Annotated in this window: 14 protein-coding genes; 12 read left to right on the top strand and 2 right to left on the bottom strand. The window is 69.2% G+C overall.

The genetic code is table 11. The annotated features are described in order from the left end of the window. Positions 1-56: 56 nt before the first annotated feature. From map to truA, 8 genes are all read left to right on the top strand, one after another. Positions 57-893 (top strand): type I methionyl aminopeptidase, encoded by an 837-nt coding sequence (gene map / locus ACFWFI_RS32785; protein ID WP_387397351.1) that lies wholly within the window; start codon positions 57-59, stop codon positions 891-893. 211 nt (positions 894-1,104) lie between these two features. Further along, positions 1,105-1,326, top strand: a complete 222-nt coding sequence (infA, locus tag ACFWFI_RS32780; protein ID WP_003956442.1) for a translation initiation factor IF-1 — start codon at positions 1,105-1,107, stop codon at positions 1,324-1,326. A gap of 60 nt (positions 1,327-1,386) precedes the next feature. Then, positions 1,387-1,500 carry a 50S ribosomal protein L36 gene (rpmJ, locus tag ACFWFI_RS32775; protein WP_003956441.1) on the top strand — a complete coding sequence of 38 codons (114 nt, stop codon included), beginning with the start codon at positions 1,387-1,389 and terminating at the stop codon, positions 1,498-1,500. 197 nt (positions 1,501-1,697) lie between these two features. After that, positions 1,698-2,078, top strand: a complete 381-nt coding sequence (gene rpsM / locus ACFWFI_RS32770) for a 30S ribosomal protein S13 (protein WP_031096399.1) — start codon at positions 1,698-1,700, stop codon at positions 2,076-2,078. Between the two features lie 105 nt (positions 2,079-2,183). Further along, positions 2,184-2,588, top strand: coding sequence for a 30S ribosomal protein S11 (gene rpsK / locus ACFWFI_RS32765; RefSeq protein ID WP_003956432.1), 405 nt, complete (start codon positions 2,184-2,186; stop codon positions 2,586-2,588). Between the two features lie 136 nt (positions 2,589-2,724). Next, positions 2,725-3,747: a DNA-directed RNA polymerase subunit alpha gene (locus ACFWFI_RS32760; protein ID WP_003966937.1), complete on the top strand. Its 1,023-nt coding sequence runs from the start codon at positions 2,725-2,727 to the stop codon at positions 3,745-3,747. Between the two features lie 169 nt (positions 3,748-3,916). Further along, positions 3,917-4,423, top strand: a complete 507-nt coding sequence (gene rplQ, locus ACFWFI_RS32755) for a 50S ribosomal protein L17 (RefSeq protein WP_056796563.1) — start codon at positions 3,917-3,919, stop codon at positions 4,421-4,423. 78 nt (positions 4,424-4,501) lie between these two features. After that, positions 4,502-5,356, top strand: coding sequence for a tRNA pseudouridine(38-40) synthase TruA (truA, locus tag ACFWFI_RS32750; protein ID WP_387397348.1), 855 nt, complete (start codon positions 4,502-4,504; stop codon positions 5,354-5,356). On the opposite strand, the gene ACFWFI_RS32745 is transcribed toward truA, so the two are convergent. Then, entirely contained in the window at positions 5,325-7,214 is a 1,890-nt protein-coding gene (locus ACFWFI_RS32745) for a hypothetical protein (RefSeq protein WP_387397345.1), read from the bottom strand. The genes truA and ACFWFI_RS32745 overlap by 32 nt on opposite strands. Before the next feature lie 62 nt (positions 7,215-7,276). Then, on the bottom strand, positions 7,277-8,131 hold the full coding sequence (locus ACFWFI_RS32740; RefSeq protein WP_387397344.1) for a hypothetical protein: 855 nt from the start codon (positions 8,129-8,131) through the stop codon (positions 7,277-7,279). Positions 8,132-8,198: 67 nt separating this feature from the next. Here ACFWFI_RS32740 and ACFWFI_RS32735 point away from each other — a divergent pair, with 67 nt between their 5' ends. The 4 genes from ACFWFI_RS32735 to glmM form a co-directional block, all read left to right on the top strand. Next, positions 8,199-9,818: an ABC-F family ATP-binding cassette domain-containing protein gene (locus ACFWFI_RS32735; protein WP_387397341.1), complete on the top strand. Its 1,620-nt coding sequence runs from the start codon at positions 8,199-8,201 to the stop codon at positions 9,816-9,818. 226 nt (positions 9,819-10,044) lie between these two features. Then, a complete protein-coding gene (rplM, locus tag ACFWFI_RS32730) occupies positions 10,045-10,488 on the top strand; it encodes a 50S ribosomal protein L13 (protein WP_031096418.1) in 444 nt (147 codons plus the stop codon). A gap of 45 nt (positions 10,489-10,533) precedes the next feature. After that, positions 10,534-11,061 carry a 30S ribosomal protein S9 gene (gene rpsI / locus ACFWFI_RS32725; RefSeq protein ID WP_203182001.1) on the top strand — a complete coding sequence of 176 codons (528 nt, stop codon included), beginning with the start codon at positions 10,534-10,536 and terminating at the stop codon, positions 11,059-11,061. A 220-nt stretch (positions 11,062-11,281) separates the two neighbouring features. Next, a partial coding sequence (glmM, locus tag ACFWFI_RS32720) for a phosphoglucosamine mutase (protein WP_387397336.1) occupies positions 11,282-12,629 on the top strand: 1,348 nt, incomplete at its 3' end.

The raw sequence follows: 12,629 nt of genomic DNA, 5'->3' as shown, positions 1-12,629 counted from the left end.
GTATCGTGGAGTACGGCCAAAACCGTTCCCCTTCGTACGCAGAGAGGCGCCCAGCGATGGTGCAGATCAAGACCCCCGAGCAGATCGCGAAGATGCGCGAGGCGGGCCTCGTGGTCGCTGCCATTCACGCCGCCACGCGCGAGGCTGCCGTCCCCGGCGCCACCACGAAGGACCTCGACGAGGTCGCACGCAAGGTGATCGCCGATCACGGCGCGAAGTCGAACTTCCTGGGCTACGGCGGATTCCCCGCCACCATCTGCACCTCGGTCAACGATGTCGTGGTCCACGGCATCCCGGACGAGAAGACCGTCCTCAAGGACGGCGACATCATCTCGATCGACGCCGGGGCGATCATCGACGGCTGGCACGGAGACGCGGCGTACACCGCCTTCGTGGGCACCGGCCACGCTCCGGAGCTCGTCGAGCTCTCCCGGGTCACCGAGGAGTCCATGTGGGCCGGTATCGCCGCGATGAAGGTGAACAACCGGCTCGTCGACATCTCGAAGGCCATCGAGTCCTACATCCGCCGCCAGCCCCGTCCGGCGACCGGTAAGTACGGGATCATCGAGGACTACGGCGGCCACGGCATCGGCACCGAGATGCACATGGACCCGCACCTGCTGAACTACGTCGCACGCAAGCGCGGCAAGGGCATCAAGCTGGTCCCGGGTGTCTGTCTGGCCATCGAGCCGATGGTCTCCCTGGGCACGCCGCAGACGAAGGTCCTCGCCGACGAGTGGACGGTCCTCACGACCGACGGCACCTGGTCCTCGCACTGGGAGCACTCGATCGCCCTCACGGAGCAGGGCCCGCTGGTCCTGACCGCCCCGGACTGCGGCCGGGCGAGGCTCGCCCAGTACGGCGTCGAGGCGGCACCGGACCCGCTGGGCTGACGCCCACCCGCCGCACCGGCGGCTGACGCCCACCAGGACTGTCCGGCTGATCTGTGTCTAAGGATCAGGGGAAGTGGGCAAACTTGACGGATTCGTCTTTTGGAGTCCGCTGACGTAGACTGACTCGTCGGCTCTCGTGCATCAGTGTGCCCGTATGTCTGCACACTTTGTGCAGAGAGTCGATCAAGGTAGCCGATTCGAAAGGCGAAGCGTGGCCAAGAAGCAAGGTGCCATCGAAATTGAGGGCACCGTGATCGAGTCCCTCCCGAACGCCATGTTCAAGGTGGAACTCCAGAACGGTCACAAAGTCCTCGCGCACATCAGCGGCAAGATGCGGATGCACTACATCCGCATCCTCCCGGATGACCGGGTCGTCGTGGAGCTGTCTCCGTACGACCTGACGCGTGGCCGGATCGTCTACCGCTACAAGTAGATCTTGCCGCCATCCCGCTTCGGCGTGGTGAGGGCACTGACCCGGAGAACCTGACATCCCATGAAGGTCAAGCCGAGCGTCAAGAAGATCTGCGACAAGTGCAAGGTGATCCGCCGTCACGGCCGGGTCATGGTCATCTGCGACAACCTGCGCCACAAGCAGCGCCAGGGCTGAAGCACGACCACCTGCATCTCGCAGTTCTTCGCGCGACGCACGTAAACGTACATACGCAGAGCCCGTCCAAGCTTCGGCTGACGACACCTCCGGCGGGGGCCGGGGACCTGGACGTACCACCTCATCCCATGCGGGTGGGGTCGGCGTTCGGGAGTGGCACTGTGGAAGACCCCCGAAATGACAACTGGAGCCATTGAATGGCACGCGTTTCAGGTGTTGACATCCCGCGCGAAAAGCGCGTGGAGGTTGCCCTCACCTACGTCTTCGGTATCGGGCGCACCCGGTCCAAGGAGATCCTCGCCGCCGCCGGCGTGAACCCCAACTCCCGCGTTCGTGACCTGGCCGAAGAGGACCTGGTCAAGATCCGCGAGTACGTGGACGCCAACCTTCGCACCGAGGGTGACCTTCGCCGCGAGATCCAGGGCGACATCCGCCGCAAGATCGAGATCGGCTGCTACCAGGGCATCCGGCACCGTCGCGGTCTGCCGGTCCACGGTCAGCGCACCAGCACCAACGCGCGTACCCGTAAGGGCCCGCGTCGCGCCATCGCCGGTAAGAAGAAGCCGGGCAAGAAGTAGTCCTCAGCGGACGTACTGCGGGTGTCCGGGCCACCGGACGTTCGCGGAAACCAGCGGTCTTCGCTGTAGGACCGATCACCTCCCCTCTCCATCTGGAGTAAAGACATGCCCCCCAAGGGTCGTCAGGGCGCAGCCAAGAAGGTGCGTCGCAAGGAAAAGAAGAACGTCGCTCATGGGCACGCCCACATCAAGAGCACGTTCAACAACACCATCGTCTCGATCACGGACCCCTCGGGCAACGTGATCTCCTGGGCCTCCGCCGGCCACGTCGGCTTCAAGGGCTCGCGCAAGTCCACCCCCTTCGCCGCGCAGATGGCCGCCGAGTCGGCCGCCCGCCGCGCGCAGGAGCACGGCATGCGCAAGGTCGACGTCTTCGTCAAGGGTCCCGGCTCCGGCCGCGAGACCGCGATCCGCTCCCTCCAGGCCACGGGCCTCGAGGTCGGTTCGATCCAGGACGTCACCCCGACGCCGCACAACGGCTGCCGTCCGCCGAAGCGTCGCCGCGTCTGATCCGCTACGGCCGGTGACGGCCGTGCGTCAGTAGCGTGGGTCCGGGCGGTATGCCCCTTCGGGGGCGTGCCGCCCGTACCCTTGTTTCATCTGTCGGGCATCAAATAGTGGGTGCCCACGACTGAAGGATCACCACATGCTTATCGCTCAGCGTCCGTCGCTGACCGAAGAGGTCGTCGACGAGTTCCGCTCCCGGTTCGTGATCGAGCCGCTTGAGCCGGGCTTCGGTTACACCCTCGGCAACTCCCTGCGTCGCACGCTCCTCTCCTCGATCCCCGGTGCCGCTGTCACCAGCATCCGGATCGACGGTGTCCTGCACGAGTTCACCACCGTGCCGGGCGTCAAGGAGGACGTGACCGACCTCATCCTCAACATCAAGCAGCTGGTCGTCTCCTCGGAGCACGACGAGCCGGTCGTGATGTACCTGCGCAAGCAGGGCCCCGGCCTGGTCACCGCTGCTGACATCGCCCCGCCGGCCGGTGTCGAGGTCCACAACCCGGACCTCGTCCTGGCCACGCTGAACGGCAAGGGCAAGCTGGAGATGGAGCTGACCGTCGAGCGCGGTCGCGGCTACGTCTCCGCCGTCCAGAACAAGCAGGTGGGCCAGGAGATCGGCCGTATCCCGGTCGACTCCATCTACTCCCCGGTGCTCAAGGTCACGTACAAGGTCGAGGCGACCCGTGTCGAGCAGCGCACCGACTTCGACAAGCTGATCGTCGACGTCGAGACCAAGCAGGCCATGCGTCCCCGTGACGCCATGGCGTCGGCCGGTAAGACCCTGGTCGAGCTGTTCGGTCTGGCGCGCGAGCTCAACATCGACGCCGAGGGCATCGACATGGGTCCGTCCCCGACGGACGCCGCGCTCGCCGCCGATCTGGCGCTGCCGATCGAGGAGCTCGAGCTCACGGTCCGTTCGTACAACTGCCTCAAGCGCGAGGGCATCCACTCCGTGGGTGAGCTCGTGGCCCGCTCCGAGGCGGACCTGCTCGACATCCGCAACTTCGGTGCGAAGTCGATCGACGAGGTCAAGGCGAAGCTGGCCGGTATGGGCCTCGCGCTCAAGGACTCGCCTCCCGGTTTCGACCCGACCGCCGCCGCCGACGCGTTCGGCGCGGACGACGACGCGGACGCCGGTTTCGTGGAGACCGAGCAGTACTGAGTCACTTCCGGCGGGGTGCCTGGGTCTCCTGGGTGCCCCGTGCCGGGCCTGATTCCGGCTGAGGCCCGATAGGTGCCTCGGGCGAGCAAGAACTTCCGCGGGGCGGCCGCCTCGCGGGAACTGACACCGGTACCTGATACGGCCGGTGCAGCACACAAGGAGAAAAACCATGCCTCAGCCCGCCAAGGGTGCCCGTCTGGGCGGCAGCGCTGCGCACGAGAAGCTTCTTCTCATCAACCTTGCGAAGTCGCTGTTCGAGCACGGCCGCATCACCACGACCGAGGCCAAGGCCCGCCGCCTGCGTCCGGTCGCCGAGCGTTTCATCACCAAGGCGAAGAAGGGCGACATCCACAACCGTCGCCTGGTGCTGCAGTCGATCACGGACAAGGGCATCGTGCACACGCTCTTCACCGAGATCGCCCCGCGGTACGAGAACCGCCCCGGTGGTTACACCCGCATCACCAAGATCGGCAACCGTCGTGGCGACAACGCCCCGATGGCGGTCATCGAGCTCGTCGAGGCCCTGACCGTGGCGCAGGCCGCCACCGGTGAGGCCGAGGCCGCGACGAAGCGCGCCGTCAAGGAAGACGCCCTCAAGAAGGACGAGGCTCCGGCCGAGACCGTCGAGGACGCCAAGCCGGCCGACGCCGCCGCTGAGGAGTCCAAGGACGCCTGAGCGTTCTGAGACCCAGGTACGGGCCCGCATCTCCCTTCGGGGCGGTGCGGGCCCGTTCGGTTTTGAGAGGATCTTCGGGTGAGTGACGAGGCAGAGCCCGGATTCGTACGGGTACGGCTGGACCTTTCCTACGACGGAAAGGATTTCTCCGGCTGGGCGAAGCAGACCAGCCGGCGCACCGTGCAGGGCGAGATCGAGGACGCGCTGCGCACCGTGACGCGGTCATCGGTGACGTACGACCTGACGGTGGCCGGGCGCACCGACGCGGGGGTGCACGCGCGCGGGCAGGTGGCGCACGTCGACCTGCCGGCCGAGGTGTGGGCCGAGCACGAGGAGAAGCTGCTGCGGCGGATGGCGGGGCGCCTGCCGCTGGACGTGCGGATCTGGCGGGCGGCAGAGGCCCCGGCCGGGTTCAACGCGCGCTTCTCCGCGCTGTGGCGGCGTTACGCGTACCGGGTCGGGGACCGGCCGGGCGGTGTGGACCCGCTGACCCGGGGCCATGTGCTGTGGCACGACCGGCCGCTCGACCTGGACGCGATGAACGAGGCGGCCGCCCTGATGGTGGGGGAGCACGACTTCGCCGCGTACTGCAAGAAGCGTGAGGGTGCCACGACCATCCGTACGTTGCAGAAGCTGCACTGGGTACGGGACGCGGAGTCCGGCGTGCTGACGGCGACCGTGCAGGCGGACGCGTTCTGCCACAACATGGTGCGGGCGCTGATCGGCGCGGCCCTGTTCGTCGGGGACGGACGCCGCCCGGCCGGGTGGCCGGCCGAGGTGCTGGCGGCGAAGGTGCGGGATCCGGCGGTGCACGTGGTGCGGCCGCACGGGCTCACGCTGGAGGAAGTGGCCTATCCGGCCGATGAGTTGCTGGCGGCCAGGGCCCTGGAGGCGCGGAACGTCAGGACGCTGCCGGGGGTCGGCTGCTGCTGACCGGCCGGCGGCGCAGGGCACGAAACAGCTTGGCCGCGAAGTACAGGGCGACGGCGCTGGACACGGTGGAGCGGAACCAGCCGATGTCCGGGGTCCACCAGGCGTAGACCGCCGCCGCGGTGAAGAACAGCAGTGCCGCCGAGCGCAGGACCCACCAGCGGGCCGGGTGCGGTTCGTCCTGCGGTGGGGTCTCCGGGTGGACGCCGTCCTTCGTGGTCATGGTGTCCCGCATGCCCGCGAGGAAGCCCCGCCGGGCCAGCACCCGGGCGCCGGGGAGCTCCGCGAGGACCTCCTGCTCGCCGCCGTACCCGGCGGGCAGCGGCGGAAGGCCCAGGGCGGCGACGAGCTCGCTCTGGTGGCGGGCGGGATCGCCGGCGGCCCGCAGGACGTGGGCCAGTGGACGCGGGTCGGTGAGCCCGTACACACGGGCGAGCGCGGCAGCCGTCGCGGTCGCCTCGGCGTGGTCGGTCGCGGGGGCGGCGGTCTCCCAGGCGTGGCCCGTCACCTTCCGGCCGCGGTGCATGAGGGTGAAGCTGCTGCGTTCCGGGGTGCGGCGCAGGACCAGGGCGGGCCAGTCCTCGGCCGTGGTGAAGTTCTCCGCCGCCGAGGTGAGGGGGTCCTCGGGGAGCAGGACCGCGCGCTTGCCGCGCACGGGGTCCGGGACGATCTCGACGTACGTGTGCCTGCTTCCGGCCGGGGCCGTCCGCAGGCTGTGCCCGCAGATCAGGGCGGCCTGGGCCACCTCGGTGGGGCCGGTGGAGGCGATGGCGACGGACCGCGGTGCCAGCTCGCGCTCCCAGCCGGGTGTGCCCGCGGCCGGAGGCTCGGGGGAGGCGTGGAAGAAGGGGATCTTCATCGCCAGCTCGACGCGGGTGTCGGAGCGGGCCTCCAGGAATTCCGCGCGGGCCTCGCCGAAGTAGGTCCACGGGAAGGTGGTGGCGTGCACCCCGATGCTGCGGAAGGCGGTGAGCGCCTCCTCGTAGCGGTTCATCGACCACAGGACGAGGGCCAGGTGGTTGCGGAAGCCGGCGGCCTCCCGGTCTCCAGGGGCGTAGCTGTCCGACAGCGCCTGCGCGCGGGTCACCGCCGCCTCGGCGCGCGGGGTGTACGGGTCGGGGTCGGGCGTCTCCTCGTCGGTGATCAGGTACTCCACGACGGCCTGGAGCGGCAGCGCGTGGAGCCGGGAGCCGGGAGGTGCCTGGCCGGCCGCACGCTCGGCGAAGGCGAACATCTCCTCGTGCGAGCCGTACCACTTGGCGCAGAGGTACTGGAGCGCCTGGATGTGGCAGCCCTCGTGGTGCGGATCGCGTGCGTTCGCCTCGGCCAGATAGGTGTCGAAGACCTCGCGCGGGGCCTGGATGCCCCGGGCCTGGGTCAGCGCGATGCGCCACGGGACCGGGTCGTCGGGGTTGAGCTCGGCCGCGGCGGAGATCACCGGCACCGAGTCCCGCAGAACGGCGTGGAACGCCCGGAACTGGTCGGCCTCGACGTGTCTGGCGCGGGCCCCGGTCCGTATCTGCCAGGCCTGGTAGATGTACTGGTCGGCCTTGACCAGCACGGCGTCGGGGTCCTCGGGGGACTCCTCCAGCCAGCTGTCCAGCCAGCCCGGGTGATGCAGCGAGGCCCTGGCGAGGCGGGAGACGCAGGTGTCCCTGCGCTCCCACTGGGCGTGCTCGCGGGTGCCGGCGAGCAGTTCGGCGACCGGGGCGTGGTCGCCCGACGCGGCGGCGGCGAGGGCGACCCGCAGCGAGGGGTCCGGGGCGTCGAGGACCACGGCGTCGTCCGGAGGCAGGTCGGCGCCTATCGCGTCGCTGTGGCGCAGGACGCGCGGGATGGTGAAGAGGGTGGTCAGACGCACGGCGGCGGGTCCTCGTTGGAGGGGAGTGGCGGGGCTGGTGCGTGGGGGAGACGTACGGACGGTCAGGTGACGGGGGCCCCTGCGGCCGCCGAGGCCTGGACCTCGCCGCGGTGGCGGATCTGGCGGAAGGTGAAGTCGGTCAGGTCGTCACCGACCGCGTACACGTCCTTGTGCGCCGTGGTGACGTTCTTCCCGCTGATGAAGCCGCCGACCGTGAAGTAGGCGTAGCGGCCGTAGGAGTTGGCGGTGCGGCGGCAGACGGATCCGGCGCGGCAGAAGGTGGGGACTCCCGAACCGCTGAGGGAGGCGAGGCCGCCGGAAGCCTGCTGGGCGGCCTTCCTGGCCTCCGCCTCGGTGCCGAAGACGGCGAGCCCGACGGTGACCGCGATGCCGTCCTTGCTGTACGTGGCGCGGATGACCTGGTCGCAGCCGTTGCCGTCGAGGATCGAACCGAGGGCGCCCTGGGTCGTCGTGACGCAGTCCGTCGTACGGGCGGTGGCGCCCTTGGCGTAGACGCGGTCGCCCATGGTCAGCTTCTTGCCGGGGAAGAAGGCGTCGACGGTGACCGGGGCCTTGTCCTTCTTCTCGTCGGCTATGTAGTCCTTCGGGTCCGGCGGGGGCGGCGGTGCGACCGAGGAGAAGGAAGGCCCTGGCGCGGAGGTGTCCGAGGGCAGATCGGCCGGGGCCGGCAGCTCGCTCGCGTTCTTGTCCGATCCGGAGGCGCCGCCGCCCCCGTTGCTCGTGACGACCGCCGTGGCGACGATCGCGGCCACGGCGGCGGTGGCCAGCGCGCCACCGCCGATCAGCAGCCACTTCTTGCGCCTGCCGCGTGCGGCCGACGCATCCGCCAGTGCCGACCAGTCCGGAGTCCGGCTCTCTCCCGGCCCCCAGGAGGGCCCCCCTTGCCCAAAGCTCATGCGGCGAATCCTAGACCGACCGTAATCCGGTTGGGTCAACGGTTCGGCAGCCGTGACAATGCTGTGCATGGGACATCTTGAAGCGGGCCACCTGGAGTACTACCTACCGGACGGACGGGTGCTGCTCGGCGACGCTTCGTTCCGGGTGGCCGACGGAGCCGTCGTCGCCCTCGTCGGCGCGAACGGGGCGGGCAAGACGACACTTCTGAAGCTGCTCGCCGGGGAGCTCCAGCCGCACGGCGGCTCGGTCTCGGTGAGCGGCGGGCTCGGCGTGATGGCCCAGTTCGTGGGTTCCGTACGGGACGAGCGGACCGTCCGCGACTTGCTGGTGTCCGTGGCCCAGCCCCGGATCAGGGAGGCGGCGAAGGCCGTCGACGCGGCCGAGGAACGCATTCTCACCGTGGACGACGAGGCCGCGCAGATGGCGTACGCGCAGGCGCTGAGCGACTGGGCGGAGGCGCGGGGGTACGAGGCCGAGACGCTGTGGGACATGTGCGCCATGGCCGCGCTCGGCGTCCCGTACGAGAAGGCGCAGTGGCGCGAGGTGCGCACGCTCAGCGGCGGTGAGCAGAAGCGGCTGGTCCTGGAGGCACTGCTGCGCGGCCCGGACGAGGTGCTGCTCCTGGACGAGCCGGACAACTATCTGGACGTCCCCGGCAAGCGGTGGCTGGAGGAGAGGCTCAAGGAGACCCGCAAGACGGTGCTCTTCGTCTCCCACGACCGGGAGCTGCTGTCCCGGGCCGCCCAGAAGATCGTGAGCGTGGAGCCCAGCCCGGCCGGCTCGGACGTATGGGTGCACGGTGGCGGATTCGGCACGTACCACCAGGCCCGTAAGGAACGGTTCGCGCGCTTCGAGGAGCTCCTGCGGCGCTGGGAGGAGGAGCACGCCCGGCTGAAGGCGCTCGTCCTGCGGATGCGGCAGCAGGCGGCGAACAGCCCCGACATGGCGAACCGCTACCACGCGATGCAGACCCGCTTCAAGAAGTTCGAGGACGCGGGGCCGCCGCCGGAGCCGCCCCGTGAGCAGGACATCAGGATGCGGCTGCGCGGCGGGCGGACCGGGGTGCGGGCCGTGACGTGCACCGGCCTGGAGCTGAGCGGGCTGATGAAGCCGTTCGACCTGGAGATCTACTACGGCGAGCGGGTCGCCGTGCTCGGCTCCAACGGGTCGGGGAAGTCGCACTTCCTGCGGCTCCTGGCGGGCGAGCCGGTGGCGCACACCGGAGAGTGGAAGCTCGGGGCGCGCGTCGTACCCGGCCACTTCGCGCAGACGCACGCCCATCCGGAGCTGCTCGGCAAGACGCTCGTCGAGATCCTGTGGACGGAGCACGCCAAGGACCGCGGGGGTGCGATGTCGGTGCTGCGGCGCTACGAGCTGGAGCGTCAGGGCGACCAGGCCTTCGAGAAGCTGTCCGGCGGACAGCAGGCGCGGTTCCAGATCCTGCTCCTGGAGCTGGCCGGCACGACCGCGCTGCTGCTGGACGAGCCGACGGACAACCTGGACCTGGAGTCGGCCGAGGCCCTCCAGGACGGGCTGGAGGTCTACGACGGGACGGTCATGGCCGTCACGCACGACCGCTGGTTCGCGAAGTCCTTCGACCGCTACCTGGTCTTCGGTTCGGACGGGGTGGTGCGGGAGTCCACGGAGCCCGTCTGGGACGAGCGCAGGGTGGAGCGCGCACGGTAGGGCCGACGCGTTTTGACCCGTCCGGGGCGGGGCGGGTACTGTCGAGGATTGTTATACGTATTGGCTTCGTCGTTCTCATGCGAAGGGCCCTTACGTAGGTTCCCTGGAGCAGTTACCAGTGGCTCGCATACGGGCAGGTGCCCGGCACTGTGGGCCCCAGCTGCATGGTCGCTTCAGAGGTGCCATGTGTCTGGACCTCATCCACTGAAGAAGCGAAGGCTACGAAGTGCGTACGTACAGCCCCAAGCCCGGCGATGTCACTCGCCAGTGGCACATCATCGACGCCGAGGACATCGTCCTCGGCCGTCTGGCCACCACGGCTGCGAACCTCCTCCGAGGCAAGCACAAGGCGATCTACGCCCCCCACATGGACATGGGCGACTTCGTCATCATCATCAACGCCGAGAAGGTTCACCTCTCCGGTAACAAGAAGACCCAGAAGATGGCGTACCGCCACTCGGGCTTCCCGGGCGGTCTCCGTTCCGTGCGTTACGACGAGCTGCTCTCGAAGAACCCCGAGAAGGCTGTCGAGAAGGCCATCAAGGGCATGATCCCCAAGAACACCCTGGGTCGTCAGATGATCTCCAAGCTCAAGGTCTACGCGGGTGACCAGCACCCGCACGCTGCGCAGCAGCCGGTCCCGTTCGAGATCACCCAGGTCGCGCAGTAGTTCCGGCCTCCCCCCAAAGACGTAAAGAAAGATCTGAGGAGAATCGTGGCCGAGACCACTGTTGAGACGCCCGTCGAGGGCACCGAGGGCGAAGAGACCTTCGCCGAGGTGACCACCTTCGAGTCGGAGGTCCCCGTCGAGGGTGAGTACACCTCCGAGTCGCTCGCAGGCCGCTTCGGCGACCCGCAGCCCGCGGCCGGCCTTGGCCGTCGCAAGAACGCCATCGCCCGCGTCCGGATCGTTCCGGGCACCGGCAAGTGGAAGATCAACGGTCGCACCCTTGAGGACTACTTCCCCAACAAGGTGCACCAGCAGGAAGTCAACGAGCCCTTCAAGGTGCTCGAGCTCGACGGCCGCTACGACGTCATCGCCCGCATCTCGGGTGGCGGCGTCTCCGGTCAGGCCGGTGCCCTGCGCCTCGGCGTGGCCCGCGCGCTGAACGAGGCGGACGTGGACAACAACCGCGCCGCGCTGAAGAAGGCCGGCTTCCTCTCCCGGGACGACCGTGCGGTCGAGCGCAAGAAGGCCGGTCTCAAGAAGGCCCGTAAGGCCCCGCAGTACAGCAAGCGCTAAATCGCCTGCTCGTCTGCTTTACACGTTCGCCCCGGCGGCACACACCGTGCTGCTGGGGCGTTCGTTTATCAGCCCTCGCGGGCGTATAACGGCTTAAGACGTTTGCACGTTTATAGGGTCGGCAGCTTCAGGTGCGCCCTTCTTCGCTGTGCCTTGCCTCGCTTTGCCCTGTTTTGTTTACTTTGGTTTTGTGGTTTCGGAGCACCTTCGGAGGACACCAGTGGGACGACTCTTCGGCACGGACGGCGTGCGCGGTGTCGCCAACGCGGACCTGACAGCCGAGCTCGCGCTCGGGCTCTCGGTCGCGGCGGCGCACGTACTGGCCGAGGCCGGCACCTTCGAGGGGCATCGGCCGACCGCCGTGGTGGGCCGCGATCCCCGCGCGTCCGGAGAGTTCCTGGAGGCCGCCGTCGTGGCGGGCCTGGCCAGCGCCGGCGTGGACGTGCTGCGGGTCGGGGTGCTGCCCACCCCGGCTGTGGCGTACCTCACCGGCTCGCTCGGCGCGGACATCGGTGTCATGCTCTCCGCCAGCCACAACGCCATGCCGGACAACGGCATCAAATTCTTCGCCCGCGGCGGTCACAAGCTCGCCGACGAGCTGGAGGACCGCATCGAGACGGTCTACGAGCAGCACCGCACCGGCGAGCCCTGGGCCCGTCCGACCGGCGCCGGCGTGGGCCGTGTCACCGACTACACGGAGGGCTTCGACCGTTACGTCGCCCACCTCATCGGTGTCCTCCCGAACCGGCTCGACGGCCTGAAGGTCGTCCTCGACGAGGCACACGGCGCCGCCGCCCGTGTCTCGCCCGAGGCGTTCGCCCGGGCCGGGGCCGAGGTCATCACCATCGGTGCCGAACCGGACGGCCTGAACATCAACGACGGCTGCGGCTCCACCCACCTCGAGCTGCTGCGGGCCGCTGTCGTCGAGCACGGCGCCGACCTCGGCATCGCGCACGACGGCGACGCGGACCGCTGCCTGGCCGTGGACGCGGCCGGCGGGGAGATCGACGGCGACCAGATCCTCGCCGTGCTCGCCCTCGCCATGCGCGAGGCCGGTCACCTGCGCAAGGACACCGTCGTCGGCACGGTCATGTCGAACCTCGGCTTCAAGATGGCGATGGAGCGGGAGGGCATCCAGCTCGTCCAGACCGCCGTCGGCGACCGATACGTCCTGGAGTCGATGAAGGCCGAAGGCTTCGCGCTGGGCGGCGAGCAGTCCGGCCACGTCATCGTCCTGGACCACGCCACCACGGGTGACGGCACGCTGACCGGGCTGATGCTCGCGGCCCGGGTCGCCGCCACCGGACGTACGCTCGCCGACCTGGCGGGCGTGATGCAGCGCCTCCCGCAGGTCCTCATCAACGTGCCGGACGTCGACAAGTCCCGTGTGGATACCTCGCCCGAGCTGGCCGCCGCGGTGTCCCTGGCCGAGCGTGAGCTGGGTGACACCGGACGCGTGCTCCTGCGCAAGTCGGGCACCGAGCCGCTCGTACGGGTCATGGTCGAGGCCGCCGATCTGGAGCAGGCACGCGCCGTGGCCGGGCAGCTGGCCGACGTGGTGAAGTCCG

It is taken from the genome of Streptomyces sp. NPDC060209 (assembly GCF_042728155.1).
In the GTDB taxonomy this organism is placed as follows: Bacteria; Actinomycetota; Actinomycetes; order Streptomycetales; family Streptomycetaceae; genus Streptomyces.
Note: the sequence above shows the minus strand (reverse complement) of the source record. Positions and strands in the feature narration are given on the sequence as shown.

Excerpts from the sequence above, each read along its gene's own strand:
- rpmJ (WP_003956441.1), top strand. The coding sequence starts at position 1,387 with ATGAAGGTCAAGCCGAGCGTCAAGAAGATCTGCGACAAGTGCAAGGTG.
- rpsM (WP_031096399.1), top strand. The coding sequence starts at position 1,698 with ATGGCACGCGTTTCAGGTGTTGACATCCCGCGCGAAAAGCGCGTGGAG.
- ACFWFI_RS32760 (WP_003966937.1), top strand. The coding sequence starts at position 2,725 with ATGCTTATCGCTCAGCGTCCGTCGCTGACCGAAGAGGTCGTCGACGAG.
- ACFWFI_RS32740 (WP_387397344.1), bottom strand. The coding sequence starts at position 8,131 with ATGAGCTTTGGGCAAGGGGGGCCCTCCTGGGGGCCGGGAGAGAGCCGG.
- rplQ (WP_056796563.1), top strand. The coding sequence starts at position 3,917 with ATGCCTCAGCCCGCCAAGGGTGCCCGTCTGGGCGGCAGCGCTGCGCAC.
- rpsK (WP_003956432.1), top strand. The coding sequence starts at position 2,184 with ATGCCCCCCAAGGGTCGTCAGGGCGCAGCCAAGAAGGTGCGTCGCAAG.
- ACFWFI_RS32735 (WP_387397341.1), top strand. The coding sequence starts at position 8,199 with ATGGGACATCTTGAAGCGGGCCACCTGGAGTACTACCTACCGGACGGA.
- map (WP_387397351.1), top strand. The coding sequence starts at position 57 with ATGGTGCAGATCAAGACCCCCGAGCAGATCGCGAAGATGCGCGAGGCG.